Source organism: Aeromonas sp. S9(2024), from assembly GCF_041403185.1.
In the GTDB taxonomy this organism is placed as follows: domain Bacteria; phylum Pseudomonadota; class Gammaproteobacteria; order Enterobacterales; family Aeromonadaceae; genus Aeromonas; species Aeromonas enteropelogenes.
In genome coordinates, this window is record NZ_JBGLRE010000001.1 from 297,789 (window position 1) to 323,486 (window position 25,698).

At 61.8% G+C, this 25,698-nt stretch carries 25 protein-coding genes; 17 read left to right on the forward strand and 8 right to left on the reverse strand.

Features of this window, described 5'->3' with window-relative positions; genetic code table 11:
* Positions 1-162 precede the first annotated feature (162 nt).
* A complete protein-coding gene (gene bioA, locus ACB028_RS01275; RefSeq protein WP_371143300.1) occupies positions 163-1,437 on the forward strand; it encodes an adenosylmethionine--8-amino-7-oxononanoate transaminase in 1,275 nt (424 codons plus the stop codon).
* A gap of 142 nt (positions 1,438-1,579) precedes the next feature.
* Positions 1,580-2,395: a HAMP domain-containing protein gene (locus tag ACB028_RS01280; protein WP_216992697.1), complete on the forward strand. Its 816-nt coding sequence runs from the start codon at positions 1,580-1,582 to the stop codon at positions 2,393-2,395.
* On the opposite strand, the gene ACB028_RS01285 is transcribed toward ACB028_RS01280, so the two are convergent.
* Positions 2,392-2,736 (reverse strand): hypothetical protein, encoded by a 345-nt coding sequence (locus ACB028_RS01285; RefSeq protein ID WP_026457027.1) that lies wholly within the window; start codon positions 2,734-2,736, stop codon positions 2,392-2,394. The two genes, ACB028_RS01280 and ACB028_RS01285, sit on opposite strands and share 4 nt — an antisense overlap.
* A gap of 188 nt (positions 2,737-2,924) precedes the next feature.
* Between ACB028_RS01285 and asnS the strand changes: the two genes are divergently transcribed.
* The 3 genes from asnS (at position 2,925) to ACB028_RS01300 (ending at position 6,816) form a co-directional block, all read left to right on the forward strand.
* Positions 2,925-4,325 carry an asparagine--tRNA ligase gene (gene asnS, locus ACB028_RS01290; protein ID WP_042025569.1) on the forward strand — a complete coding sequence of 467 codons (1,401 nt, stop codon included), beginning with the start codon at positions 2,925-2,927 and terminating at the stop codon, positions 4,323-4,325.
* Positions 4,326-4,690: 365 nt separating this feature from the next.
* Complete coding sequence (locus ACB028_RS01295; protein ID WP_042025567.1) at positions 4,691-6,034, forward strand: anaerobic C4-dicarboxylate transporter; 1,344 nt, start codon at positions 4,691-4,693, stop codon at positions 6,032-6,034.
* 125 nt (positions 6,035-6,159) lie between these two features.
* Positions 6,160-6,816 (forward strand): hypothetical protein, encoded by a 657-nt coding sequence (locus tag ACB028_RS01300; protein ID WP_371143301.1) that lies wholly within the window; start codon positions 6,160-6,162, stop codon positions 6,814-6,816.
* Between the two features lie 77 nt (positions 6,817-6,893).
* Here the strand turns inward: ACB028_RS01300 and ACB028_RS01305 are convergent, their stop codons facing one another.
* Together ACB028_RS01305 and dcuC are read right to left on the reverse strand one after the other, a co-directional pair.
* A complete protein-coding gene (locus tag ACB028_RS01305; protein WP_371143489.1) occupies positions 6,894-8,033 on the reverse strand; it encodes a M20 family metallopeptidase in 1,140 nt (379 codons plus the stop codon).
* A gap of 104 nt (positions 8,034-8,137) precedes the next feature.
* On the reverse strand, positions 8,138-9,514 hold the full coding sequence (gene dcuC, locus ACB028_RS01310) for a C4-dicarboxylate transporter DcuC (RefSeq protein ID WP_042028438.1): 1,377 nt from the start codon (positions 9,512-9,514) through the stop codon (positions 8,138-8,140).
* A 285-nt stretch (positions 9,515-9,799) separates the two neighbouring features.
* Here dcuC and ACB028_RS01315 point away from each other — a divergent pair, with 285 nt between their 5' ends.
* The 5 genes from ACB028_RS01315 to ACB028_RS01335 all read left to right on the forward strand — a co-directional run bounded on the left by ACB028_RS01315 (position 9,800) and on the right by ACB028_RS01335 (position 12,718).
* Entirely contained in the window at positions 9,800-10,114 is a 315-nt protein-coding gene (locus tag ACB028_RS01315; protein ID WP_042072059.1) for a hypothetical protein, read from the forward strand.
* Positions 10,115-10,332: 218 nt separating this feature from the next.
* Positions 10,333-10,683, forward strand: a complete 351-nt coding sequence (locus tag ACB028_RS01320) for an ArsC family reductase (protein ID WP_223380230.1) — start codon at positions 10,333-10,335, stop codon at positions 10,681-10,683.
* Positions 10,684-10,705: 22 nt separating this feature from the next.
* Positions 10,706-11,833: a succinyl-diaminopimelate desuccinylase gene (gene dapE, locus ACB028_RS01325; RefSeq protein WP_042028436.1), complete on the forward strand. Its 1,128-nt coding sequence runs from the start codon at positions 10,706-10,708 to the stop codon at positions 11,831-11,833.
* Between the two features lie 52 nt (positions 11,834-11,885).
* On the forward strand, positions 11,886-12,575 hold the full coding sequence (locus tag ACB028_RS01330; protein ID WP_371143302.1) for a M15 family metallopeptidase: 690 nt from the start codon (positions 11,886-11,888) through the stop codon (positions 12,573-12,575).
* Positions 12,572-12,718 carry a hypothetical protein gene (locus ACB028_RS01335; RefSeq protein WP_124240348.1) on the forward strand — a complete coding sequence of 49 codons (147 nt, stop codon included), beginning with the start codon at positions 12,572-12,574 and terminating at the stop codon, positions 12,716-12,718. The genes ACB028_RS01330 and ACB028_RS01335 overlap by 4 nt, the downstream gene beginning before the upstream one ends.
* A 98-nt stretch (positions 12,719-12,816) precedes the next feature.
* On the opposite strand, the gene ACB028_RS01340 is transcribed toward ACB028_RS01335, so the two are convergent.
* A complete protein-coding gene (locus ACB028_RS01340; protein WP_371143303.1) occupies positions 12,817-14,088 on the reverse strand; it encodes a diguanylate cyclase in 1,272 nt (423 codons plus the stop codon).
* A gap of 355 nt (positions 14,089-14,443) precedes the next feature.
* On the opposite strand from ACB028_RS01340, the gene ACB028_RS01345 reads away from it, so the two are divergent.
* The 3 genes from ACB028_RS01345 to ACB028_RS01355 are packed head-to-tail and all read left to right on the forward strand — an operon-like array spanning position 14,444 to position 18,565.
* Positions 14,444-16,171 carry a potassium/proton antiporter gene (locus ACB028_RS01345; RefSeq protein ID WP_042028431.1) on the forward strand — a complete coding sequence of 576 codons (1,728 nt, stop codon included), beginning with the start codon at positions 14,444-14,446 and terminating at the stop codon, positions 16,169-16,171.
* 39 nt (positions 16,172-16,210) lie between these two features.
* On the forward strand, positions 16,211-17,314 hold the full coding sequence (locus tag ACB028_RS01350; protein ID WP_371143304.1) for a beta-N-acetylglucosaminidase domain-containing protein: 1,104 nt from the start codon (positions 16,211-16,213) through the stop codon (positions 17,312-17,314).
* Between the two features lie 39 nt (positions 17,315-17,353).
* Positions 17,354-18,565: a cation:proton antiporter gene (locus ACB028_RS01355; RefSeq protein WP_371143305.1), complete on the forward strand. Its 1,212-nt coding sequence runs from the start codon at positions 17,354-17,356 to the stop codon at positions 18,563-18,565.
* A gap of 63 nt (positions 18,566-18,628) precedes the next feature.
* On the opposite strand, the gene ACB028_RS01360 is transcribed toward ACB028_RS01355, so the two are convergent.
* Positions 18,629-19,261: a LysE family translocator gene (locus tag ACB028_RS01360; protein ID WP_026456777.1), complete on the reverse strand. Its 633-nt coding sequence runs from the start codon at positions 19,259-19,261 to the stop codon at positions 18,629-18,631.
* 231 nt (positions 19,262-19,492) lie between these two features.
* On the opposite strand from ACB028_RS01360, the gene ACB028_RS01365 reads away from it, so the two are divergent.
* The 3 genes from ACB028_RS01365 to ACB028_RS01375 all read left to right on the forward strand — a co-directional run bounded on the left by ACB028_RS01365 (position 19,493) and on the right by ACB028_RS01375 (position 22,108).
* Positions 19,493-21,115 carry a methyl-accepting chemotaxis protein gene (locus ACB028_RS01365; protein WP_371143306.1) on the forward strand — a complete coding sequence of 541 codons (1,623 nt, stop codon included), beginning with the start codon at positions 19,493-19,495 and terminating at the stop codon, positions 21,113-21,115.
* A 169-nt stretch (positions 21,116-21,284) separates the two neighbouring features.
* A complete protein-coding gene (locus ACB028_RS01370; protein WP_201940221.1) occupies positions 21,285-21,815 on the forward strand; it encodes a DUF1523 family protein in 531 nt (176 codons plus the stop codon).
* On the forward strand, positions 21,812-22,108 hold the full coding sequence (locus ACB028_RS01375) for a helix-turn-helix domain-containing protein (protein ID WP_124240130.1): 297 nt from the start codon (positions 21,812-21,814) through the stop codon (positions 22,106-22,108). The genes ACB028_RS01370 and ACB028_RS01375 overlap by 4 nt, the downstream gene beginning before the upstream one ends.
* Positions 22,109-22,194: 86 nt before the next feature.
* Here the strand turns inward: ACB028_RS01375 and ACB028_RS01380 are convergent, their stop codons facing one another.
* Both ACB028_RS01380 and rihA read right to left on the reverse strand, forming a co-directional pair.
* Positions 22,195-22,665, reverse strand: coding sequence for a hypothetical protein (locus tag ACB028_RS01380; RefSeq protein WP_371143307.1), 471 nt, complete (start codon positions 22,663-22,665; stop codon positions 22,195-22,197).
* A gap of 33 nt (positions 22,666-22,698) precedes the next feature.
* Positions 22,699-23,634 carry a pyrimidine-specific ribonucleoside hydrolase RihA gene (gene rihA / locus ACB028_RS01385; RefSeq protein WP_371143308.1) on the reverse strand — a complete coding sequence of 312 codons (936 nt, stop codon included), beginning with the start codon at positions 23,632-23,634 and terminating at the stop codon, positions 22,699-22,701.
* Between the two features lie 163 nt (positions 23,635-23,797).
* On the opposite strand from rihA, the gene ACB028_RS01390 reads away from it, so the two are divergent.
* Entirely contained in the window at positions 23,798-24,529 is a 732-nt protein-coding gene (locus tag ACB028_RS01390) for an RluA family pseudouridine synthase (protein ID WP_371143309.1), read from the forward strand.
* Positions 24,530-24,667: 138 nt separating this feature from the next.
* Here the strand turns inward: ACB028_RS01390 and udp are convergent, their stop codons facing one another.
* Positions 24,668-25,423 carry a uridine phosphorylase gene (udp, locus tag ACB028_RS01395; RefSeq protein WP_042072075.1) on the reverse strand — a complete coding sequence of 252 codons (756 nt, stop codon included), beginning with the start codon at positions 25,421-25,423 and terminating at the stop codon, positions 24,668-24,670.
* Positions 25,424-25,698: the final 275 nt, after the last annotated feature.

Genomic DNA, 25,698 nt, shown 5'->3' on the forward strand with positions numbered 1-25,698 from the left:
GATCCTGCGCCGCCTCCCTGGAGTGCGTGCAAAACTCGCCACCTGGCCCGGGCAAACAGGGATGCGGGCAGAGCCAAGTGGCTGAAATTGTTGGCTAGTGTAGAGAGCGAGCGTAGACTGTCAACACCAACCAGATCAAACCAATTGACAACAGAACAACAAATGACCAATCAAGAATTCGATTTGCACCATGTGTGGCACCCCTATACCTCTCTCACCCACCCCCTGCCCTGCTATGAAGTGGCCAGCGCTAGGGGAGTGACTCTCACCCTCAGCGACGGCCGCGAACTGGTGGATGGCATGAGCTCCTGGTGGGCCTGCGTGCACGGCTATCAGGTGCCGGAGCTCGATGCGGCCGCCACCGCCCAGCTCGGCAAGATGTCCCACGTGATGTTTGGCGGCCTGACCCATACCCCGGCAGTGGAGCTCTGCCGCAAGCTGGTGGCGATCACTCCAAAGGGGCTGGATCGGGTGTTTCTGGCGGACTCCGGCTCGGTGGCAGTGGAGGTGGCGCTCAAGATGGCCCAGCAGTACTGGCACGCCAAGGGCTCGCCCAGAGCCAAATTCATTGCTCTGCGCGGCGGCTATCACGGTGACACCTTCGGCGCCATGAGCGTGTGCGATCCCGATGGCGGCATGCACGAGCTCTACAAGGGGTTCTTGCCCGAGCACCATTTCGTGGCAGCACCGAGCTGTCGCTTTCACGCCGAGTGGGACGAGAGTTGCGTGGTGGAGCTGGCGACGCTTATGGCAGACACCCATGAGGAAATCGCCGCCATCGTGCTCGAACCCATAGTGCAGGGGGCGGGCGGCATGCGCTTCTATCACCCCCGTTACCTGCAGTGGGTGCGCGCCCTGTGCGACGAGTTCGGCGTGCTCTTGATTGCCGACGAGATTGCCACCGGCTTTGGCCGTACCGGCCAACTGTTTGCCTGCGACTGGGCCGGCATCAGCCCCGACATCATGTGTCTGGGCAAGGCGCTCACCGGGGGCTACCTGACCCTGTCGGCGACCCTGACCACCGAACATGTCGCCCGCACCATCTGCGACGGGAAAGCGGGGGTCTTTATGCACGGCCCCACCTTTATGGGCAATCCATTAGCGTGTGCGGTCGCCAATGCCTCCATCGAGCTGCTGCTGACCTCGCCTTGGCAGGAGCGAGTGCGCGCCATCGAGCACCAACTGCGCACCGAATTGGTCGAGCTGACCCTGCACCCGGCGGTGGCGGACGTGCGGGTACTCGGCGCCATCGGCGTGGTGGAGATGAAGGAGCGGGTGGACGTGGCACGCATCCAGCGCAAGTTTGTGTCACTTGGGGCCTGGATCCGCCCCTTTGGCAAGCTCATCTACTTGATGCCGCCATTTGTCATCACTCCTGAAGAGCTCGGCGTGCTGACCCGCGCGATTCATGAGGCCATCCATCAGGGTGAGTATTGAGGCTGACGGACGAGCATCGCCATTTGTTGCATTGCAATGGCAACTTAATCTGGGTCCATTAGCCAGAATGTGAGCAAAACACCAGACCTGAGGCGCACGGGAGGGTAGACTGTAGCGGTTTTACCATACAGATCGACTCTCCATGCGCCTCTCCATTGCTGCCAAAATCAACTTCTTCCTGCTGTTCATCTTCTCCATGGTGCTGGTCTTTTCTGCGGCCTATCAGGCGGTACGGGAGCGCGACCTCATCCTGACCCTGATCAAGGAGCAGAGCCGCGAGCAGACCGAAGCCTATTTCGACGGCCTCAACATGCTGATGCTGACCGGCAAGATGGATGCCCGCGATACCCTGCGCACCAAGTTTCTGGAGCACGCCCATGTGGAAGATGCCCGCATCGTGCGCGGCGAGGGGGTGAGCAAGCAGTATGGTCCCGGCTTCGAGAGCGAGCACCCCAAAGACAGGTTCGATGAGCTGGCGCTGGCAGGTAAAGGCAGTCTGGAGGTGGTACACGACGGCATGCACAGCCGGCTGGTGGTGACTCAACCGCTGCTGGCCAGAAAGGATTTTCGCGGCACCGACTGCACCAGTTGCCACCAGGTGGCGGAAAACAGCGTGCTGGGGGCAGTGCGCTTTGACTACTCCCTCGACTCCCTCTTTACCCGGGTCGAGCAGAACATCCTCACCTCGGCGCTGAGCCTCACCGTCATCTTCGGCCTGGGGCTCTTGCTCACCCTCTGGGTCATTCGCACCTGGATCGTTCGCCCCCTCAACCAGCTGACCCGCTCCATGGAGGAGGCCACTGATCTGCACGACTTCGGCCACCGCCTGGAGGGGGACGACGGTGACGAGATTGGCCGGGTGGCGCTCGCCTACAACCAGATGCTCGACAGCGTGGAGCGCCAGCTGGGCAAGCGCCCCAAGAAGCCGGACGAAGAAAACGACCGGGCGGCGGGCTAACCGACGTAATAAAAAAGCAGGCTGGCCAGCAAAATCAGCAGCAGGATGGCCAGATTGATATGGCGGGCATCGTCCCGACGCCGGCTGCGCTTGCGCTCCAGCAGCAAGACTCCCAGGGTGAGGGCGCAACATCCCCACAATCCGTACACCAGCCAGGGGGTCAACGCCGGCTCCCAGTAGTTTCGCACTTCAATGCCGCCATAAACCAGAAAGCCGTAGGCTATCTCGGGGCGAGCATAGTGATAGAGGGAGAGCAGCACGATAAAGCCGCCCCAGCAGAGCAGCACCAGCCCTCGCAATACCCTGGTCAGCCAATCCGGTCCACGTCGTCGCTCTTTCACCCGCCTCTCCTGCGTTGATGACTCTCGTCTCGTGCAAAACATGCTGTAAACCCCAGCAGAGTCCGACATTTTTGCTTGTTTATCAAACCTGCACGGGTAAGATTAACGGCTTAGTCTGCCATGATGGGCCCTTGAATGCCCGGGCCAGACCCATAGCGCTGCAAGAACAAGCTGGAGACAATATTTCGATGACGCACGCATCCGTAGTAGATGTGCTGACCGGTAAACATGCGGTTGGCACCACCCTGACTGTACGAGGGTGGATCCGGACTCGCCGTGATTCCAAGGCGGGGATCTCATTTTTGGCCATTTCCGATGGCTCCTGTTTCCATCCGGTACAGGCCGTCGTCCCCAATACCCTGGCCAATTACGAGAATGAAGTGCTGCGTCTGACCACCGCCTGCTCCGTGGAAGTGACCGGCGTCGTTGCCGAATCCCAGGGCAGCGGCCAGGCGTTCGAGCTGCAGGCCACCGACGTCAAGGTAGTCGGCTGGGTCGAAGACCCGGACACCTACCCCATGGCCGCCAAGCGCCACAGTATCGAGTACCTGCGCGAGCAAGCCCACCTGCGTCCGCGCACCAACATCGTTGGCGCCGTGACCCGGGTGCGTAACAGCCTGGCACAAGCCATCCACCGCTTCTTCCACGAGCAGGGCTTCATCTGGGTTGCCACGCCGCTCATCACCGCCTCCGACACCGAAGGTGCCGGCGAGATGTTCCGCGTCTCCACCCTGGATCTGGAAAACCTGCCGCGTACCGACGCTGGCAAGGTGGACTACAACGAAGATTTCTTCGGCAAAGAGGCCTTCCTGACCGTATCCGGCCAGCTGAACGCCGAAACCTATGCCTGCGCCCTCTCCAAGGTCTACACCTTCGGGCCGACCTTCCGCGCCGAAAACTCCAACACCAGCCGTCACCTGGCCGAGTTCTGGATGGTCGAGCCGGAAGTGGCGTTCAACGATCTGGAAGATAACGCCGCCCTGGCCGAAGCCATGCTGAAGTATGTCTTCAACGCCGTGCTGACCGAGCGCCGCGACGATCTGGAGTTCTTCGCCCAGCACGTTGACAAGGACGCCATTGGCCGTCTGGAGCGCTTCGTTGCCTCCGACTTCGCCCAGATCGACTACACCGACGCCATCGAAGTGCTGAAAAACTGCGGCAAGAAGTTCGAGTTCCCGGTCTCCTGGGGTATCGATCTCTCCTCCGAGCACGAGCGCTATCTGGCCGAGGAGCACTTCAAGTCTCCGGTGGTGGTGAAGAACTACCCGAAAGACATCAAAGCCTTCTACATGCGTCTCAACGACGACGGCAAGACAGTTGCCGCCATGGACGTACTGGCCCCGGGCATCGGCGAGATCATCGGTGGCTCCCAGCGTGAAGAGCGTCTGGACGTGCTGGATGCCCGCCTGGCCGAGATGGGTCTGAACAAGGAAGACTACTGGTGGTATCGCGACCTGCGCCGCTACGGTACCGTGCCGCACTCCGGCTTTGGTCTGGGCTTCGAGCGTCTGGTGGTCTATGTGACCGGCATGGGCAACGTGCGCGACGTGATCCCCTTCCCGCGTACCCCGCGCACCGCAGAGTTCTGATTACAGGCCTTTGCCGACAAAGCCGACCCCGGGGTCGGCTTTTTGCTATCTGCTTCTCCCCTACCCGGCCGCTGACCCCATCCTGTCCTTGGGTTTTGCAAGGTCGCACGGTATTTATCCACTTTCCGCCAGACCACAAGTGTCATACGTACCTGCTCCGGCACGGCAAAATGACAATTAAGTTAATACGTGGTTTTTAAGGCGTTAAATCAGAAAACGTCGACTTATTGAAGTATCTCAATTTTTTGCCCTTTTCCGGCGGGCAAAATACCGACTAACCCTTTAGGGCTAAATAAAAAACGGGCTATTCAGATCCATGAGCCCGACACAACTCAGGCATGGATTCAATTACACGAGGTAATGGAATGATCTTGATGGAATTTTTGGTAGTACTCGGCTGTTTGCTGCTGGGTACTCGCTTTGGGGGCATGGGACTCGGTCTCATCAGTGGTATCGGTCTGTTCCTGCTGACCTTCGTGTTCGGTCTGGTGCCGGGCGAGCCGCCGGTACAGGTGATGCTGACCATTCTGGCGGTGATCGGTTGTGCCGCCACCCTGCAGACCGCCGGCGGTCTCAACCTGATGATGCAGGTGGCAGAGCGCCTGCTGCGCCGCCACCCGCAATACATCACCATACTGGCCCCGCTCACCACCTGGACCCTCACCTTCCTGTGCGGTACCGGCCACGTGGTCTACACCATGTTCCCCATCATCGCCGACATCGCGCTGCAGAAGAACATCCGCCCCGAGCGTCCGATGGCGGTGGCTTCCGTTGCCTCCCAGATGGCCATCTGCGCCTCGCCTGTCTCGGTGGCCGTGGTCTCCATGGTCTCCATCCTGGCGGCGGCCCACGGCATCGGTCAGGCCTACGGTCTGCTGGACATCCTGATGGTCGCCATTCCCTCCTCCCTGACCGGCGTCATCGTCGCCGCCCTCTGGAGCCTGCGTCGCGGCAAGGATCTGGACAAGGACGAGGAGTTCCAGGCCAAGATCCAGGATCCGGAACAGCGCGCCTTCATCTATGGTGGCGGTGAAACCCTGCTCAACACCAAGTTCCCGAAACAGGCCTACTGGTCGACCTGGATCTTCTTCGCCGCCATCGCCGCCGTGGTGATGCTGGGTGCCTATGAGGGTCTGCGACCCGTCTTCACCATCAAGGAGAAGACAGGTCCCCTCTCCATGAACCTGGTGATCCAGATGATGATGCTGATCGCCGGCGCCTTCATCCTGATGGTCTGCAAGGTCAAGCCGGGCGAGATCTCCAACGGTGCCGTGTTCAAGGCCGGCATGGTCGCCATCTTCTCCGTATTCGGGGTTGCCTGGATGAGCGAAACCTTCTTCCAGGCCCACATGCCGCTGCTCAAGGAGACCCTGGCCCACGTGGTTCAGGCCCAGCCCTGGACCTACGCCCTGGTGCTGTTCCTCATCTCCAAGCTGGTGAATAGCCAGGCCGCGGCCCTCACCGCCATCGCCCCCATGGGTCTGGCGCTGGGTGTCGAGCCCAAGCTTCTGATCGCCTTCCTGCCGGCGAGCTACGGCTACTTCGTGCTGCCGACCTATCCGAGCGATCTGGCCTGTATCGGTTTCGACCGCTCCGGCACCACCCGCATCGGCAAGTTCATCATCAACCACAGCTTCATCATCCCGGGTCTTATCGGGGTGATCACCTCCTGTACCCTGGGCTATATCCTGACCAGCATACTGCTGTAACCGGACACTCCCATCCCGCAAGCCCCCGTCATCGGGGGCTTGTCATTTTGGGCCCGTGCGGCTTTGCCAAGCAGTCGACGCCCTAGTAGCATGCTTCCTCTCTTTTTTCACAAAAATGGAACCCCATGTCTCGCGTCATCCTGCTCTGGAGCGGCGGCAAAGATGCTATGCAGGCCCTCTGCCATGCTCGTGAACAGGGCCATCAGGTGGTGGCACTGGTGACCTTTGCGCCGCCCGAACCCCGCTTTCTCGCCCATCCACTGCATCAGATTCGCCGCCAGGCGGCCGCCCTCGATCTCCCCCACCGGCTGGTCACCATCGAGGCACCGTTCGAGCTAGGCTATGAAGATGCGCTGGCCCAGCTACGCCGGGAGTGGGCCATCGATGGGGTCGTCACCGGCGATATCGACAGCGTGGGGGGCGCCAGCAACTGGATCCGCGAGCGCTGCCGCCCGCTCGGGATAACGGTTCATACCCCGCTCTGGCAACAATCCCGCGACGGCTTGCTGGCGGATCTGCTGACCCGCGGGATAGTGGCACACCTCTCCTGCGTCGATACCCGCTTCCTGACACCCGACTGGGTCGGCCGGGGGCTCGATGGCGAAACCATCGCCGAGTTGCAGCAACTGGCGGCAAGCCAAGGCTTCGATGCCTGCGGCGAGCAGGGGGAGTTTCACACCATGGTGACCGATGGCCCCGGGTTCAGCGCCCCCGTGCAACTCGCTCGCTGGCAGGTGGAGCAGGAGGGAAACCTCGCCTATCTGGCCGAAGAGGAGGCGTGAGCCACGCCCTTCTGGCCAATCGCAGGGATAAAAAACGGGAGGCATCCGCCTCCCGTTTTCATGGTCCTTGCGCAGGGCTATTTGGCCAGCTTGCCCAGCACCCGCTGCAGCAGGCGAATGCGCGGCGCTATGCTATCGAGCAGCAAAAACTCGGCCTCGGAGTGAAAACCGCCGCCCATGGGGCCAAAGCCATCCAGCGACGGCACTCCGGCCGCGGCGGTAAAGTTGGCATCCGATCCGCCGCCCGCCTCCAGCCAGTTGAAGGGGATCCCCTCCTCTTTGGCCGCCGCCTCCACCAGTGCCATTAGCGCCTGGGTGTCGCCACTTGGGCGCATTGCCGGCTTGAAGGTCTGGCGATCCACCTCGACCCGGCAACCCGGCAGGAAGGGGTTCTTGGCCATAAAGCCGAGCCTGTCGTGCACGGCGGCCGCCTCTTCATTGCTCCAGAAACGCAGGTCGACGATGGCCTCGGCATAGTCCGGCACCACATTGACCCCGGTGCCCCCCTGTACCACCCCCACGTTCATGGTAGTGCCCGTCTCCATGTTGACCTGCTGGTTGATGGCAAGTACCCAGTTGGCGAGCTCGGTGATGGCCGAGATCCCTTCCGCCAGCGCAGAGCCCGCATGGGAGGCTTTGCCATGGAAGGTGATCCGGTACTTGGCATTGCCCTTGCGGGCGCTGATGAGATCCCCGTTCGGGCGGGCCGCCTCGGCCACCAGCACGCAGGCGCTCTGGCGGGCCTTCTCCACCAGCCACGCTTTCGACCAGGGGGAACCAATCTCCTCATCGCAGTTGCAGCAGACCAGCACCCTGAGCTTGGCCAATACAGCCGGGTCCATCCCCTTGAGGGCATACCAGAGGGAGAGCAGGCCGCTCTTCATGTCCGATACCCCGGGGCCAAAGGCCTGATTGTCCTCGATTTTCAGCGGCCGCTTGGCCGCCGTCCCCTCGGGGAAGACGGTATCCATGTGGCCAATCAGCATCACATCGTAGTGATCGGCGCCCGGCGCATTGGTGATCTCGAGACAGGGGCCACATTCGGCGGCGAACTGGTGACGGCGCACCTGCCAGCCGATGGACTCGAATTTCTCGGTCATGATGTCGGCGACCCTGGCTACTCCGGCCGGGGTGCGGGTGCCGCAATCCAGGTTGATGAGGGGGGCCAGATCCGCCAGATAGGTCTCGAGGGAAAAGGGTGTTTTTACATCGGTCATCATCTTCTCCATGCAACGGCCCCCATGAGGGGGCCATCGTCGGCAACAGAGTGAAAGAGGCGGGCAGCCTGGCTGCCCGCCTCGCCAATACTGTCAAAAAACCATTACATAAACAGCAGGTAGTTGAGTGTCAGGGCGGTGATCAGCGCCCCCGCCATGGGCACACTGGTGCGCTTCACCACCACGAAGGGCGACACTTTGGCGATACCGGCACAGGCAATCACCACGGCCGCAATGGGGGAGATGCTGCGCCCGATACTGGAGGCCAGCTGCATCGGCAGCAACATGGTCACCGCCGGCACGCCAAACTTGGCCGCCACCGCGGGAGCCAGGGTAGAGAAGCTCAGGAAGGCCGCGTTGCCGGAGCCCATGATGACGGCCGCCACCATGATGAGGCCCACCATGACGAGGGTCATCAGACCGCTGCCGATGCCGGCGTCGCTGGCCGAATGCAGCAAGGTGTCGATGGCACCGATGGCCTTGAGGGACTCGGCAAACAGCTCGGCGCAGACGATAAGCGCCACCACAGGGCCGAACACCTTGCCCATGCCGTCGAGGAAGCTCGACAGGCCGGCGAAGGAGGTACGCACCGAGCGTGAACGCAACAGCTCGCACAGCATGCCGATGAAGACCGACAGCAGCATGGCCACTTCCACGCTCATCTTGATGTCGCTCACCAGCAGCTTGGAGAAGGTCATCATCAGCACGAAGGGGATGATGGGCAGCAGGGCATACCAGGTCGGCGCCTTGACCTCGTCCGTTCCCTTCTCGTCCAGCTCGGCGTGCTCGCCGCGATGCAAGGCCGGATCCCAGCCATCTTTGCGATCGCAGTGACGCTGCCAGAAGAAGTGCAGCACCATGGTCACCAGCAGCATGGGGGCCACCAGCCAGATCTGGTAGTCGACGAAGTAGCTGGTGGGATCCATGCCAGACTGGCCGGCCGAGAAGATGGCGTTGGTCTGGGTCGGGCCAATCTCGAACGCCTGGGAGGTGGCGATGACGCCGCAGGCGGAAGCAGGGCTGATGCCGAGGTTGCGCATCACGGGGTACATGGTGACCATCAGCAAGAGGCCAAGGCCGGTCGCCGAGGTGACGAACAGGGAGACGAACACCGCCACCAGGTAGCAGATGGCCAGCATCAGGTAGCTGGACTGAATGCCCGCCACCGGTTTGACCGCCACCCGCACCAGCGCCTGGGAGGCACCGATATGGGACATGTAGGTGGCAAAGCCGGCCACCGCCATGATGGTGAGACCCAGCCCGGCCGCGCGGTAGGAGAAGATCCCCTTGAACACCTCGAACAGGTCGAACAGGGCGAAGCCTGTGCTCTTGTCGGCAGGCAGTATGGGGTGCAGTCCCAACCAGTAGGCCAGGGTGAAAATGGCCATGCCCGCCAGCGCCAGCACGGCTTGCGGGTTGTAATCCTTGATGATGCCGTAAACCACGGCCACCAGGACGAACAGGACGAATAGAAGTTCCAACACAGACTCCTGACAGATTTATCGAAAAGCGAAATCTAGTGTGCCCTCTGCCAGCAGCCTTTGATCCCCATCAATAAAGGTGAACTCGCCGCCATTTAGCAGCATAATATGTCGATCAGTTAACAAAATTTCGATATTTAAACTGATTCATGCATATTGCCTGAGATTATTCACGAATCGTGCGACATAACTGGTCTCTTTTTTGCGTTGGATCAACATCAGAGAGCCCTGAAGCCGCCAAGATGCGCATCGACACCTAGCGACCATTTCGCACCGGAGAGAGTTATGACAAGCCAAGCCACCGCAGAGACTTCAAGCTGCGACTACAAGCTGTGGGACATCCTCATCGAGTCTGCAAGGGAACGCACCACCATTCGCTACTCCAAACTGGCCAGACAGGCTGGGCTGGAACAGTGCCAGGACGAGCTGCGCACCCTGCTGCAGCGTATTCGCATGTACTGCACCGAAAACAATCTGCCGATCCTCTCCGCCATCGTGGTGGACGATGTGGGCAAATATACCGGCCTCTCCTCCAGTCTGCCGGACGCCCCCTGGGAACGTGCCCGGGTCTTTGATCACGAGTGGACCACGCTGCACTGATCCTGCCGCTCCTTCCCTCCTCCCAAACGCGCCTGAAGGCGCGTTTTGGCTATCAGCCCCCTGTTTGCCCGCCATTTTCCGGTCTGCAACGACCAACTGGCATGCCCCGGTGATTGCCTTGGGATCGCCACAATGCCAGAATCGTGCCTCTCCTTGATTTCCCGTATCGATCTCAAGTTTCCGATTTCAGGGCCCGTGCCCGCAGACAAGGACTCCCCATGGCCACCACCCTCTATGGCATCAAAAACTGCGACACCATCAAGAAAGCCCGCAAGTGGCTGGATGAGGCTGGTGTCGACTACCGCTTTCACGACCACAGGGCCGATGGCCTGGATCCGGCCGCGCTGGATGGCTGGCTCACCAAGCTCGGCTGGGAAGCCCTGCTCAACACCCGTGGCACCACCTTCCGCGCCCTGCCGGAAGAGGAGAAGCAGGGGCTCGACAACGACAAGGCCCGTGCCCTGCTGCTGGCGCACCCGGCGATGATCAAGCGCCCGCTGCTGGACCGCGACGGCGAACTGACCCTGGGGTTCAAGGCTGACAACTACCAATCCCTCTTCTCTCGTTAACCTCTGCATTTAAGGAACACCGATGTCGGATGTCATCGCACTGGCCAAGGATCTGATCCGCCGCCCCTCCGTTACCCCGCTGGATGAAGGGTGCCAGACCCTGATGAGCGAGCGCCTCGCTCGTCTTGGTTTTGTCATCGAACCCATGGTGTTCGAGGACACCACCAACCTGTGGGCACGACGTGGCAGCGAAGGGCCGCTATTCTGTTTTGCCGGTCACACCGACGTGGTGCCGGCCGGGCCGCTCGATAAATGGCACACCCCGCCGTTCGAGCCGACCATTCAAGATGGTGTGCTGTACGGGCGCGGCGCCGCCGACATGAAGGGGTCACTGGCCGCCATGGTGGTGGCCACCGAGCGCTTCGTGGCCGAACATCCGGATCATCAGGGGTCGATTGCCTTTCTCATCACCTCAGATGAAGAGGGGCCCTTTATCAACGGCACCACCCGGGTAATCGACACCCTGGAGGCACGTCAGGAGAAGATCACCTGGTGCATCGTCGGCGAGCCCTCCTCCACCAATCAGGTGGGCGACGTGGTGAAAAATGGCCGACGCGGCTCCATCACCGGCGATCTGCTGGTGCGCGGGGTGCAGGGCCACGTGGCCTACCCCCATCTGGCGGACAACCCGATCCACAAGGCGGCGCCGGCGCTGGCGGAACTTGCCGCCACCGTGTGGGATGAGGGCAACGCCTACTTCCCCCCCACCAGCTTCCAGATCGCCAACATCCAGGCTGGCACCGGCGCCTCCAACGTCATTCCGGGAGAGCTGCACGTCCAGTTCAACTTCCGCTTCAGCACCGAACTCACCGACACGGATATCCGCGAGCGGGTCGAGGCGCTGCTGGACCGACACGGCCTCGACTACCAGCTCACGTGGACCCTCTCCGGCCAGCCCTTCCTCACCGACACCGGCGCTCTGCTTGAGGCGACCGTGGGCGCCATCGAGCAGGTCAACGGCCAGCAGCCGGCTCTGCTCACCACGGGGGGAACGTCTGATGGGCGCTTTATCGCCCCCACCGGGGCGGAAGTCATTGAGCTGGGTCCGGTCAACGCCACCATCCACAAGGTGAACGAGTGCGTGAAGGCCGAAGATCTGGATCTCCTGGCGGACATGTATCAAGGGGTACTGACGCGGTTGCTGGCGTGAACCCGGACCAGCAACGCTTTTCTCTTCCAAGACCCATCGGAGGGACTGTGATATGACCCAGGATCAACTGCTGGGGCTCGACGAGAGCCATCTTATCCTGATGGGGCGCGGGCCCCATCGCCTGACCGCCGCCACTGCGGCGGCCTTCAACGACATGCAGGTGGCGGCGGCCCACGACGGCTTCAACCTGCAGGCGGCCTCCAGCTGGCGCAGCTTCGAGCGCCAGCTCGCCATCTGGAACGGCAAGTGGCGCGGCGAGCGGCCGCTGCTGGATGCCACCAGCCAGCCCATCGATGCCCTGCAACTGAGCGACGAGGAGCGGCTGCACGCCATCCTGCGCTGGAGCGCCCTGCCGGGCACCAGCCGCCATCACTGGGGCACGGATCTCGATATCTACGACCCGGACTGCTTGCCCACGGGCACCAAGCTGGCGCTGGAGCCCTGGGAGTACGAAGAGGGGGGCTGGTTTGCCGACCTGAGCGAATGGCTCGGCGAGCGGATGAACGATTTTGGCTTCTTCCTGCCGTATGACAAGCCGGTCGGGGCTGACCAGGGCGTTGCCTATGAACCCTGGCATCTGAGTTTTGCCCCCGAATCGCGGGAACTGCGCCTCGAACCGGATGCGCTGGCACTTTGCCTGCAACAGGCGGATATTGAAGGCAAGGAGACCATACTGGCCCATCTCGACGAGATCCTGGCCCGCTATGTGACTATCGAGAGTGACGAGAGGACGACATTATGAATTTATGGCTCTGGATAGGTTTGCCACTGCTCTTCCTGCTCGGGCTGTTTCTCAATGCCATCAAGGACATGAAACAGCTGGAAAAGCAGTTGCCCAAGTACAAGGACAAGATCCGCGAAGTGAAGGATGACGAGGACGACTGACTTCGCGAATAAACCCGGCCCGATGGATGGCGGCATCCCGGGCCACAACCACGCTTCACAGGCGGCCAGCAGAGGCTGGCCGCCGCTTTTTATCCGCCTCAGTCGGCGACCTCTACCCGGTTGCGCCCCGCCCCCTTGGCGCGATAGAGCGCCATGTCGGCGCGCTGCAACGTCTTGAGCAGCGGCTCATCAGGCCGGCGGCTTGCCACCCCGAACGAGGCGGTGACTGCCATCCCAAGCGGCCAGTTGCGACTCTCGACCATCGCCAGACGCAGGCGATCGGCCAGGGCCTGGCCCCAGGCCAATGAGCGCCCGGGCAGCAGCAATACGAACTCCTCCCCGCCCCAGCGACAGAGCATGTCCCCATCCTCCAGTTGCAGCAGCAACTCGCTCACCAGGCACTTGAGCACCTCGTCACCCACCGGATGACCGTGGCTGTCGTTAATCTGCTTGAAGTGGTCGATATCGATAAACACCAGGGTCATCTCGCCGCCGTGGTGCACCAGCCTGGACTCCCCCTCATAGCGACTCAATGCCCCGGTCAGGGGGTCATATCGCACCTGGTTGCTGGCCATCCGGTACTCCAGCTCGAGATCCCGGTTGCGCGCCATGGTCTGCCTGGCTTGCCTGCTTAACTTCGCCAGGCGTCGTCGCATCCCGAGATAATCCATCAGCAGCAGGGAGATCACCGACAGGCTCCAGCCGATGAAGAGGGCCCGATAAAAGAGGGTGGGCGACATCCAGGGCCCCTCGAAGATCAGCGTCTCCACCTTGAGTTGATAGTGGCCCGGCGCCGCCCCGGAGCCGGTCGCCAGTTCGATGGCGAAGACCCGGCTCAGATCCTGGCCCTGCTGCATCAGGGGAATGTCGTAGTCGGTCAGCCACCAGGTGGTGGGGGTAAAGAGCTTGAGGGGGATCTCGACCCGCCCCGGGTACTGTTTGGGGTCGAACAGGATGGCGTTGACCTTGTGGGAGACGGGATCCCCGGCCCGGGAGTAGTCGGGGTGGTAGTTGCGCAGATAGATACGCCAGGCGGCGTCACTCGGCCCCTCTCCTTCCAGCTGCAGGATCAGGTTATCGAAATCGGAGAGATCGATCCCCTGTTCGGGGGCGGTGAGGGTGATCGCCAGCTCGCAATAGGGCCAGCGGTATTTGCTCCCCAGCTCGCACGTCATCCCGGTGCCTTGCGCCGCCAGGGTTGCTACCGAGTCGCCCCCCGTGGGGCGATCGTCGATGGTAGCGACCTCCCAGTTGTCACTCGGCACTATCACCAGATGGCGTCTGGGGCCCCACTCAAACAGTGCGACCAGGAGCAGCGAGGTCACCATCAAGAGGGCAAGGAGCCACCATAACCGTCTGAGTTGTAACATTATTATTCCGATCCAAGCGTCAATTGCATCATGGCCGGAATATACCTCAGTTCGCTGAGAAAACGGTTTTTTATTAACATTTCAAGCAGTAGTCATCTCGAAAACCGGACGGGGGGCACATATCGGGCGGACGACGCGAATTGAGAGGGGAAAGAAATAGGACAAAAAACCGCTTCCGGGATGGCAGGATGTCGGCGGGGGCGGGGGAAGGGATTCATAGGTGTACCGACAGACTGCGTCCGGCCAGAGGCGGAGAAGTGTAATGAATTGCAAATTCGAGACACAAAATCGCCACATTGTCACATTTGCTGCATATAATGTGCCTACTTTACACCAGCCAGGAAGGAGTTCGCCCTTGGATGCCGTCACCATCAACAGTTTCTTCTTCATCGGTGCCCTGTTGGTGGGAGCCAGCGTCCTGCTGAGTGCTCTCTCTTCCCGCCTTGGCATTCCCATCCTGGTGATCTTTCTCGCAGTCGGCATGCTGGCGGGGGAAGATGGACCCGGTGGCATCCAGTTTGCCGACTACTCGGTCGCCTATCTGGTGGGCAACCTGGCGCTGGCCATCATATTGCTCGACGGCGGCATGCGCACCCGGGTCTCGTCCTTTCGGGTGGCACTCTGGCCTGCCCTGTCGCTTGCCACCGTGGGCGTCGCCATCACCACGGGCCTGACGGGTCTGGCCGCCGCCTGGCTGTTTGACCTCAATCTGCTGCAAGGGATGCTGATCGGCGCCATCGTCGGTTCCACCGATGCGGCGGCAGTCTTCTCCCTGCTTGGCGGGCGCAGCCTCAACGAGCGGGTCAGCGCGACCCTGGAGATAGAGTCGGGCAGCAACGATCCCATGGCGGTGTTTCTCACCGTCACCCTGATCGAGGTGCTGGCCACCGCCCAACAGGGGCTGGATGCCGGTTTCCTGCTGCTGCAACTGCTCCAGCAATTTGGCATGGGGGCCGGCATAGGCCTGGCCGGCGGCTGGCTGCTATGGAAGCTCATCAACAACGCCAAACTGGCTCCCGGCCTCTATCCCCTGCTCACCGTCAGCGGTGGCCTCTTGATCTTCGCTCTCACCACGGCGGTGGGGGGCAGCGGCATCCTCGCCATCTACCTCACCGGTCTGCTGCTCGGCAACCTCGCCCTGCGCAGTCGCAGCAGCACGCTGTCGGTGCTGGACGGCCTGACCTGGCTCAGCCAGATCGGCATGTTCCTGGTGCTGGGGTTGCTCGCCTCCCCCCACAAGCTGCTGCCCATCGCCCTGCCGGCCCTGGCGCTGGCGATGTGGATGATCCTGTTTGCCCGCCCCGTATCGGTCTGGATTGGTCTGCTGCCGTTCAAGAACTTTGCCCCCCGCGAGCGCTGGTTCATCTCCTGGGTGGGGCTGCGCGGCGCCGTGCCCATCATTCTGGCGGTCTTCCCCATGATGGCGGGGCTGCCCAATGCCCAGCTCTATTTCAATGTGGCCTTCTTCGTGGTGCTGGTCTCCCTCATCCTGCAGGGCAGCTCCCTGCCGCTGGCCTCCAGGCTGGCACGAGTCGAGGTGCCGGCGCCCCCGTCCCCCATCAACCGCTCCGGCCTCGAGATCGATCTCGACAGCCAGTGGGAGACCTTCGTCTACCGGCTGGGAGCCGAGAAATGGTGCATCGGCTCGCCGCTGAGGGATCTCAAGATGCCCGCCGGCACCCGGGTCAGCGCCCTGTTTCGCGGCCGCGAATTGCTGCACCCCTCGGGCAGTACCTGCCTGCTGGCCGATGACATCCTCTGCGTCATCGGCCACGAGCACGATCTCCCCGCCCTCGGCCAGCTGTTCAGCCAGGCGCCGGAGCAGGATCTGGGCCCGCGCTTCTTCGGTGACTTCCTGCTGGAAGCCTCCGCCCGCCTCATTGATCTTGCCCCCCTCTACGGGCTGGATGTGAGCGAGGTGGCGGATCAGACGCTGGGGGATTTTATTGCCTCCCTGTTGGGCGATAATCTGGTGGTCGGTGACAACATCGAATGGCAGGGCCTGATCTGGACCGTGGCCGAAATGGACGAGAGCGTGCCGAGCAAAATCGGGGTGCGTTTCCAGGAAGAAGATCCGGTGTAACCCCGGGTCCCGACCTCCAAACGAGAAGGGAGAGAAGTTATGCCATATCAAAACATGCTGTCCGGCCCCCAGGCCCCCTTCCCCAATCTGGGGGTGATCGAAGGCTTCTTTGGCAAGGGATGGAGCTGGCAGGCACGTGCCCGTTACGCCCAGTGGCTGCCTCGTCACGGCTATGGTTTCTATATCTATGCCCCGAAAGAGGATGGCTATCTGCGCAAGCACTGGGCCCAGCCCTGGCCAGAACAACAGCTGGCAGATCTGGCCCGCCTCGCCCGGCAGTGCCGTGACAACGGCCTCGCCTTCGGGGTAGGCCTGAGCCCCATGGGAGCCCACCACGATTACGAGCGAAAGCGCCCGGCGCTGCTCGAGAAGGTGCGCCTCATCGAAGAGACACTCCAGCCCGACATTCTGGCTGTGCTGTTTGACGACATGAAGGGGGATACCCCGGATCTCGCCCATCATCAGCTCACCATCGCCCACGACATCGCGGCTCACAGCAAGGCGAGCCGGCTCATCTTCTGCCCCAGCTACTACTCGACTGATCCCGTGTTGGAGAAGGTGTTTGGCGCCATGCCTCCCCGCTATCTGGAAGATATTGGTGAGCAGCTCGACCGCCGCTTCGAGATCTTCTGGACCGGCCCCAGGGTCTGCTCGAGCGAATACCCGGCGGCGCACCTTAAGCAGGTGACCGAGCTGCTCGGGCGCAAGCCCTTCCTGTGGGACAACTACCCGGTCAACGATGGCAGCAAGGCGAGCAACTTTCTGCATCTGCGCGCCTTCGAAAACCGCCCCGCGGAGCTTGCGGATCTGGTCAGCGGTCATGCGGTCAATCCCATGAAGCAGGCAGCCCTCTCGGCCCTGCCGCTCGCCACCTTGCCCATGAGCTATCGGCTCGGCAAGCAGTACGACCCGGACAAGGCGCTGCACGCCTCTCTCAACGCCACCTGCGGTCCGCAGATCTCGGCGATGATCGACGCCGACTTGCCGCTTTTCCAAGATATAGGCCTGGCCCAGCTCACCCCGGAACAAATAAGCCACCTCAAGGCGCGCTACCTGCCGTTTCGCGACCAGGCCTGCGTCGACGAGATCGTGGGCTGGCTGGAGGGGAAATATGTGTTCGATCCGGACTGCCTGACCGATTGACGTCCCTATGATGGCAGGGAGTAACGAGGAGGAGAGCCCATGGAGGCGTCTGTGATCTACCAGAACCTGGCGGTGCTCGCCGCCTTTTTACTGCTCTACAGCCTGATTGCCGGACGCTTCGAATCCAAGCTCATCAACGGTCCCCTGCTGTTTCTGCTGGTGGGCGGCGTGCTGGGCTCTGGCGGTCTGGGCCTGCTCTCCCTCGATATCGACAGCGAAGGGCTCAAACTGCTGGCCGAGCTGGCCCTGGTCATAGTGCTGTTCAACGACGCTGCCAACACCAACTGGCAGGTGCTGCTGGCCAACCGCCAGCTCCCCGTCCGGTTGCTGCTCATCGGCCTGCCCCTGACCCTGCTGACGGGTACCCTGTTCGGCCGCCTGCTGTTTCCCGAACTGCCACTGCTGGAGGTGGCGATCCTCGCTACCATACTGGCTCCGACCGATGCGGCGCTCGGCAAGGCGGTGGTGAGCAATCCGGCGGTACCGGCAGCGGTGCGGGAGGGGCTCAATCAGGAGAGCGGCCTCAACGATGGCATCTGTGTGCCAGTGCTCCTGCTGCTGCTCGCCCTGATCGCCCCCACCGAACAACATGCGGGCACCGCCACCCTGGCCGTGACCCTGTTATTGGAAGAGATAGGCATAGGGGTGCTGGTGGCCTTCGTGCTCAGCACCCTGACCATCCGATTGCTCAAACTCTCCTATCTCAATGGCTGGCAGTTGCCGCTGTGGCGCCAGCTCACCATGCCGGGGCTGGCCCTGCTCTGTTTTGCCCTGGCCCAGACGCTAGGTGGCAGCGGCTTTATCGCCGCCTTTGTCGGGGGGCTGCTGATCGGCCATCGCTTGGGGGAGCACAAGCACGCCTACTTGGACAGCTGTGAAGGGTACGGTGATCTGCTCTCGGTGGTTATCTGGATGGTATTTGGCGCCATCATGATGCCGCTGCTGCCCATCCTGCTGCAGTGGCAGTACTGGCTCTATGGTGCCGCCAGCCTCACCATGCTGCGCATGGTGCCGGTCTGGCTGAGCCTGCTGGGCACGGGTCAATCCCTGGAACTCAAGCTCTTTATCGGCTGGTTCGGGCCAAGGGGGCTGGCCAGCATCGTCTTCGCCGTCATGGTGCTGCAGCATCAGCCGGCCCTGACGGGCCAGTTGCCCGTCATCGCCACCGTGCTCTGCACCATTATCTTGAGCGTCATTCTGCACGGGGTGAGCGCCAATCCCTGGGTCAGACGCTTCACCCGCAAGGCCTGACGCCCCCCACAAAAATGCCCCCCTCTTTTGCCAAAGAGGGGGGCATTTTTCATGCACTTTTTGTCAACCCAGCGCCAGCCAGACGCCGACCCCCAACATCAGGGTGCCGGCGATGCGGTTCATCAGGGTGACGTTGCCACTCCTGGCGAGGAAGTGGCGCAGGGTGCGGCCACCGCTGGCGTAGAGCAGCAGGCAGGAGAACTCGATGAGCAGAATAAGGGCCACCAGCGCCGAGATCTGCGGCGCCATCGGCTTGCTTGCCGAGATAAAGGGAGGCAGCAGGGAGATCATGAAGGCCCACCCCTTGGGATTGGCGATGGCGGTCACGAAGCCCTGCATGGCCAGTCCCATGGCGCTGGTCTGCTGGCCCGCCGAGAGATCCGCCGGAATGGCCATCTTGCCCCTGGCCTGCCACATCTGGATGCCGAGCCACATCAGATAGGCGCCCCCCACGTATTTGAACGCGGCGAAGATCCCCGGGTAGTTGAGCATGATGGCCGCCACCCCGATCACCGACAGTACCGAGACCAGCCCCACCCCGATAAGCTCCCCCCACATCATGTGCAGGGCCCGGCGCACTCCCAGGCTCATGCCCAGGGTCATCGCCAGGGTCATGCACATGCCGGGGGTCACGGAGACAAAGAAAAAAGTGGGAATAAACAACGCCAGAATGGCCGGATCAATCCAGCTGGACACACAACACCTCCATGGAACGCATAGAACAGGGACAAAACGGGAACTGACAGACCCAATCCAATCAGATTGGTCGAACTTATACCAAGTTGGCCAGACAGTGTCGTCTATCTCGCTCTTTTACCACAAGAAAAAACTGTAACTACCTCCAACGTCGGCAACAAAGTCTGTGACAACCCTTGTCGCGTCTGTGTAAGATGCCGAACTTTGCCATTCTTCCGATTAGAGCCTTTTATGTCATTGAATAATCTATCAATTCGCCTTCAAGTTCTCGTTCCATTACTCCTTGCCAGTCTGCTGATGGTCATCACCGCCGGATTCAGCAAACAGGAAGTCGACAACGCCATTCGGGAGATAAATGACACAACCGCCAGCGTGATCCGCCACAAGGATGACATTGCCACCCTGATCCATGCCGCCTACCGGATGCGCACCAATGCCATCTACGGCCTCTACGACGCCAAGCAGTTCGCCGAGCTGCCCGCCAGCCTCAACGCAGCCGAGCAAGAGATCCGGGGCATTCTCGCCCGTCTGGTGATAGAGGGGGCCGAGCAGGATAACCGCCAGGTAATGGCGGCGCTGCAAGCCTATCTGGATCATCTGCGCGGCAAGATGATGCCGCTGCTGGCACTGCAACATCAGGGCAATGCGGATCCGGTTGCCTTTGAGGCGGCCCGCCTCCATTTCCGCCAGCTGGGCGAGCAACTGAACAAGGAGATCGATGGCATGTCCGCCCACATCAACCAGCTGATCCAGGGCGAACTGGTCCGGGAGCAGGAACACTATGATGAGGCTCTATTTCATGCCCTGCTGCTGACGGTCGCCGCCCTGATCGCGGCCCTGGCCTGCGGCTGGTGGCTGTCAGGTCATATCGTGCAACCTATCAGCCAGCTGCAGGGGGTGATGCGCGCCATGGCCCAGGGCCGCTTCAACGTCCGTGCCAATGAAGAGGGCAACAACGAAGTGACACACCTGGCGCGGGACATCAACCTCACCCTGAGCCAGCTCGGCAACACCATCCAGACCCTGACCGGCATCAGCCAGAATGTGGCCTCCGCCGCCACCGAGCTCGCCGCCGTGATGACCCAGGCCGAGGCGAACGCCCAGCAGCAACGTGGCGAGATCGAACAGGTTGCTTCGGCGGTCACCGAACTCTCCAGCACCGCCGACAACGTCAACCACAACGCCGCCGTGGCCGACGATCTGGCCCGCGATGCCAACAGCCGGGTCGAGCAGGGGCTCACCCTCTTTGGCGAGAGCGTAGCCGCCAACGATCGCATGGCGGGCAGTCTGGAGAGCGCCGCCGCCGTAGTGGCCCGGCTCAAGTCCCAGTCCGAGCAGATCGGCAAGGTGATTGAAGTCATTCAGGGCATCTCGGAGCAGACCAACCTGCTGGCCCTCAACGCCGCCATCGAGGCCGCCCGCGCCGGTGAAACCGGTCGCGGCTTCGCGGTGGTAGCCGACGAGGTACGGATGCTGGCGGCTCGCACCCAGGAGTCCACCAAGGAGATCCAGGGCATCATAGAGCAATTGCAGAGCCAGTCCCTCTCTGCCAACCAGGGGGTGCAGGAGACCCTGACCATCCTTGAGCACAACCAGCGTCTCGCGGCCGAGGTACAGAGCCTGCTTGGCGGGATCACCGGCGCGGTGCAGCAAATCAATGACGCCAACGCCCAGGTGGCCACCGCCGCCGAGGAGCAGTCCTGCGTCACCGCGGACATCAGCCGCAACATCTCCAACATTCACGAGATAGTGAGCCAGAGCTCTGCCGGGATCAGCCAGAGCGCCAGCGCCAGCCAGGAGCTCTCCCAGCTGGCCGAGCAGCAGCGCAGGCAGCTCGCCCAGTTCCAACTGTAATAGCCATCCGTTTTCAAAGGCCCGCAAGGGCCTTTTTTGTTGCTAAGGTGAAGGGTTTGTTTCTGTTTTAAACGCCATTTTTTGGCTTGTGGTGCCATAAGGGGCTAGGCCGCTCCGCCAAATGTGAGTATGGTAGAGGCACGTTACTCCCCCTCACGCGAGCACATCCATGAGCCTGAAATTCAAGAAACCCGCCTTTATTCTGCTGGGCCTGATCGCCCTGCTCTCTGCCACCTGGCTCGACTACTACCTGCCGGAGCACACCATCGCCACCATCACTGGGGTCGAGGTGAAACGTACCGACAAGGATGGCCCCATCAGCAAGAAGAACCCGGCCGATGGCCCCACCACCGACGTCTACTACATCTACACCGAGCGTCCCGGTGAGCAGATCCGGGTGTTCCGCAACGAAGATACCGAGTGGGGCTGGCCCTTCTACTTCAAGTTCAACGCCGCCGACGTCCAGGCCAAGGCCAAATCCATGGAGTTCGAAAAGCGCCTGGCCATCATTACTTCCTACGGCTGGCGCGTGAACATGTTCTCCATGTTCCCCAACGTCACCAAGATTGAGAGCACAGAGCCCGACGCCTCCACCTGGAGCTTCTTCCGCTGGTTCTGGTTCTGTGTCTGGGCCCTGGTGATGGGCAAGGCTGCGCTGGCCACCTGGCGCTACTTCGATCGCCTCGAGGACGAGATATGACTGAATCGAGCAAGACCCGCACCAGCTTCTACCGCCGCCTCTACGTAGCCTGGCTGATAAGCCAGGGCACGGATACGGTCCCCGCCATCATGGCGGCCACCGGCATGCCGCGGCGCACCGCCCAGGACACCCTGGCGGCACTGGCGGATCTCGATATCTGCTGCGGCTTCGAGCAAACCGAGGGGGCCCGCCATCTGCAGGGGCACTACCGCATCAGCGACTGGGGCCCCATCAATCCCGAGTGGATTGCCGTGAGGTTGCCGGTCATCAAGGAGACCCTGAGCTATCCCTGAGCTTGGGTTAAAAGATCACAAGAGGGGCCAGCCGGATGGGCTGGCCCCTCTTTTTTTGTACGCCGGATTTGTGCGCCGAATTGCCCCTATTCTGGCAGGGTCGCATCCCCCTGCTCCCCTTCCGACTCGCCACGGGTGCAGTCGATGATGGTGCGTTTGGGGTTGTTGGGGTCGCGCAGCAGCAGGGGAGCCTTGCCCTCGTCGTGCAGGGTTTCGTCGGCAAACTCGCTGCCATAGGCGTTGTGGGTCAGCCGCCGCGCGTTGGCGATGGGGGTATCGATAAAGAGGGCGTGCACCTCGAAGGTGGAAGCCGGCACGATAAAACCGACCACCGGCAAGCCGTGCAACTCTTCATGCAGCTTGTACCAGGCAAAGCCGTCGCTCACCTTGTAGGGGACGTACTTCCCGAGCTGCGCATTGGCCGCCTGCCCGGTCTCGCCATCGACATAGAGCTCGGCGAGATCGCAGGTGGCCAGTCCCTGCCACATCCGCTCGAACGGCGACGCACAGCCGCTCAGTTGCAACCCGGCCAACAGTGCCAACCCTGTCTTCCACATTCCCTGTCCCTTCTGTTGAGAGTGAGTCTGTGCTCAGTCAAAGGCGCGCAGCCGCGTGACCAGCAAGTCGATAAAGCCCGGGCGATCCAGCCCCAGCAACACCAGCGCATTGGCCGGCTTGCCGGTGAGACAGTAGCGATCCACCACCGTCATGCCGCTAGTATGTGCCCCCTGCGTCTCGATATCGACCCGGCATTCGATGCCCTGAAACAGCTCGGGGGCCAGTAGCCAGGCGATGGTGCAGGGATCATGCAGCGGGGCACCGGCAAATCCCCACTTGGGATCCCGGTGGTAGATCATGAAAAAGTCGAGCAGACCGGCCACGCACTGGGCCACCGGATTGGCGATGGCGCGCACCCGCTCGATATCCTCGTCCATCACCTGCGCCTCGTGGGTCACATCGAGGCCGCACATGGTGATGGGGATCCCTGAGTTGAACACCATATCGGCCGCTTCTGGGTCCACATAAATGTTGAATTCCGCCGCCGGGATCCAGTTGCCCGGTCCGGCCGCGCCCCCCATCAGCACAATGCGGGCTATTTTGGACTTGAGCTCGGGGTGGGCCGCCAGCAGCAGGGCTATGTTGGTGAGCGGTCCGGTCGGCACCAGGGTCACGGGCTTGGGACTCTCGCGCAGGCATTTGACCATCAATTCGAGTGCCGTCATCGCCTGTGGGGCAAAGGCGGGATCCGGCAATTTCGGGCCATCCAGGCCCGACTCCCCGTGTACGTTGTCGGCGATGATGAGCTCGCGGGCCAGGGGTTTGGGCGCCCCCGCCGCCACCGGAATGTCGTGGCGGCCCAGCAAGGTGAGGATGCGCAGGGCGTTGTTGAGGGTCTTGTCAGGCGTCTGGTTGCCAGCGCTGGTGGTCACTGCCAGCACCTTCAGCTCGGGGCTGGCCAATGCCAGAATGAGGGCGATGGCATCATCGTGGCCGGGATCACAATCGAGAATAACGGGCAACGCCATGGACAGACTCCTTACAACATGACAGGGAGCCATACCTTAACAAGCGGCGGCCGGATTAACTCGGGAGGGAGTCACAAAATGGCGCCCTCCCGACTAATCAAGCAGTTAGCATCGCGATCTACCGTGTGCCCACCCCGATTCGCCGCGCGCCGCCCGTTCGGGTATGATTCCCTCCCCCCTTTTCCAGCCCGCGTCCCTTATGTCCGTTATCGTCGATACCTTTATCGCCCCGCCCTGCGAGGCTGCCATCGAGATCCTGTTTGCAGACGAGCACCTGCTGCTCATCAACAAGCCGAGCGGCCTGCTGAGCCTCTCGGGCAAGAACCCGCAAAACCTCGACTCGGTCCACCATCGGCTGGTGCAGGCGTATCCCGGCTGTACTCTGGTGCACCGCCTCGACTTTGGCACTTCGGGCATCATGGTGGTGGCCAGAAACAAGGCTATCAATGCCGCCCTCTGCCACCAGTTCAGCCAGCGTGCCGTGAGCAAGGCCTATCACGCCCTGCTGTGCGGCCATCTGGCGGCAGACGAGGGGGTGATCGAAGCGCCCATCGCCAAGGATCCGGCGCTCTTTCCCCTGATGAAGATCTGCGATAACAGCGGCAAACCGGCCCGCTCCCGCTTTCAGGTAGTGGAACGCCTGATGCGCCAGGGGGAGCAGGGCGCCATTCCCCTGACCCGGGTCAGGCTGGTGCCGGAGACGGGGCGCACCCACCAGCTGCGCATTCACAGCCAGTGGCTGGGCCACCCTATCCTCGGCTGCGATCTCTATGGCGGCATGGAACGACCCGGCACACAAACGGCGCCAAGGCTGATGCTGCACGCCAGCGAACTCGATTTTGTCCATCCGGTAAGCGGTGAGCCCATGGCGGCAAGGTGTGTCTGCCCCTTCTGACAAGCGAGTGGATGAGAAAGTAGACGGTGAGCGGACGGAAGAACAGGGAAACGAGAGAAACGGTGGATAAAGATAGGGGCCGCGCTTTCGCAACGGCCCCCACCCCCCACTCGGTACTCTTCGTTACAAAGAGGGCGATCAGATCAGCTTGCGGGCAGCGCCCAGCACGATCTTGATGGCATCAGATTCGGTCTTCGCCATGGTTTCGGCGTTCGGGATCTCCTGCTGGGTGCGGTTCACTATGATACCGGCCACCATGCCCGCGCGCAGGCCCTGGCTGGCACACATGGTCAGCAGGGTGGCGGACTCCATTTCGAAGTTCAGCACGCCCATGGATTGCCACTCCTTCATGGAGCCCTGGAAGCGTTGTACCACGCGACCGGAGAAGGTGTCGTAACGCTCCTGACCCGGGTAGAAGGTGTCGGAGGAAGCGGTCACGCCCACGTGCAGCTTGGAGCCAAGCTCCTTGGCGGTCTCGACCAGTGCAGTGGTGCACTCGAAGTCGGCGACGGCCGGGAATTCCATCGGGGCGAAGTGCAGGCTGGCACCGTCGAGACGCACGGAGCCGGTGGTGACGATCACATCGCCCACGTTCAGGTGCGGTTGGATGGCGCCGGTGGTGCCGATGCGCAGGAAGGTGCGGATCCCCAGTTGGGCCAGCTCTTCCACGGCGATGGAGGTGGACGGGCCACCGATGCCGGTGGAGCAGACGATGACGGCCTTGCCGTCCATCTCGCCGCGCCAAGTGGTGAATTCACGGTGGCTGGCCAGCAGCACAGGGTTGTCCATCAGCTCGGCGATGCGCTTCACGCGCTCGGGATCACCGGGGACGATCGCCAGGGTGGCGCCTTGCAGATCAGCCTTTTTCAAACCCAAGTGAAAAACATCAGACATAGTGGACTCCTGGTTGCCCCCTGCCAAACATGGTCCGGGCGCACGATAAGATGATTCTTAATAATAGGTTTCAAGCCTGCTCCCCTGTTCGGGGAAGGGCCAACTATGGGCGAAAGCGTCTGCCAATTCCTTGAAGCGCCTCACACTTCCATGCATTGACAGTCGCAAATTGCGCGCAAAACGTTTGCTAACTTGATGAATTAATTGGAAAACGTTTTTCGTGTCGCCATTTGTCTCTCCCCCTTGTCAATCCCTGTCGTACCCCGTTTTGCCAG

Coding starts and splice junctions, on each gene's coding strand:
- ACB028_RS01365 (WP_371143306.1), top strand. CDS start 19,493: ATGTCATTGAATAATCTATCAATTCGCCTTCAAGTTCTCGTTCCATTA.
- ACB028_RS01305 (WP_371143489.1), bottom strand. CDS start 8,033: ATGACCGATGTAAAAACACCCTTTTCCCTCGAGACCTATCTGGCGGAT.
- ACB028_RS01330 (WP_371143302.1), top strand. CDS start 11,886: ATGACCCAGGATCAACTGCTGGGGCTCGACGAGAGCCATCTTATCCTG.
- ACB028_RS01350 (WP_371143304.1), top strand. CDS start 16,211: ATGCCATATCAAAACATGCTGTCCGGCCCCCAGGCCCCCTTCCCCAAT.
- ACB028_RS01320 (WP_223380230.1), top strand. CDS start 10,333: ATGGCCACCACCCTCTATGGCATCAAAAACTGCGACACCATCAAGAAA.
- udp (WP_042072075.1), bottom strand. CDS start 25,423: ATGTCTGATGTTTTTCACTTGGGTTTGAAAAAGGCTGATCTGCAAGGC.
- ACB028_RS01280 (WP_216992697.1), top strand. CDS start 1,580: ATGCGCCTCTCCATTGCTGCCAAAATCAACTTCTTCCTGCTGTTCATC.
- ACB028_RS01295 (WP_042025567.1), top strand. CDS start 4,691: ATGATCTTGATGGAATTTTTGGTAGTACTCGGCTGTTTGCTGCTGGGT.
- ACB028_RS01375 (WP_124240130.1), top strand. CDS start 21,812: ATGACTGAATCGAGCAAGACCCGCACCAGCTTCTACCGCCGCCTCTAC.
- ACB028_RS01370 (WP_201940221.1), top strand. CDS start 21,285: ATGAGCCTGAAATTCAAGAAACCCGCCTTTATTCTGCTGGGCCTGATC.
- ACB028_RS01355 (WP_371143305.1), top strand. CDS start 17,354: ATGGAGGCGTCTGTGATCTACCAGAACCTGGCGGTGCTCGCCGCCTTT.
- ACB028_RS01335 (WP_124240348.1), top strand. CDS start 12,572: ATGAATTTATGGCTCTGGATAGGTTTGCCACTGCTCTTCCTGCTCGGG.
- ACB028_RS01340 (WP_371143303.1), bottom strand. CDS start 14,088: ATGTTACAACTCAGACGGTTATGGTGGCTCCTTGCCCTCTTGATGGTG.
- dapE (WP_042028436.1), top strand. CDS start 10,706: ATGTCGGATGTCATCGCACTGGCCAAGGATCTGATCCGCCGCCCCTCC.
- ACB028_RS01300 (WP_371143301.1), top strand. CDS start 6,160: ATGTCTCGCGTCATCCTGCTCTGGAGCGGCGGCAAAGATGCTATGCAG.
- bioA (WP_371143300.1), top strand. CDS start 163: ATGACCAATCAAGAATTCGATTTGCACCATGTGTGGCACCCCTATACC.
- ACB028_RS01380 (WP_371143307.1), bottom strand. CDS start 22,665: ATGTGGAAGACAGGGTTGGCACTGTTGGCCGGGTTGCAACTGAGCGGC.
- ACB028_RS01390 (WP_371143309.1), top strand. CDS start 23,798: ATGATTCCCTCCCCCCTTTTCCAGCCCGCGTCCCTTATGTCCGTTATC.
- rihA (WP_371143308.1), bottom strand. CDS start 23,634: ATGGCGTTGCCCGTTATTCTCGATTGTGATCCCGGCCACGATGATGCC.
- ACB028_RS01315 (WP_042072059.1), top strand. CDS start 9,800: ATGACAAGCCAAGCCACCGCAGAGACTTCAAGCTGCGACTACAAGCTG.
- asnS (WP_042025569.1), top strand. CDS start 2,925: ATGACGCACGCATCCGTAGTAGATGTGCTGACCGGTAAACATGCGGTT.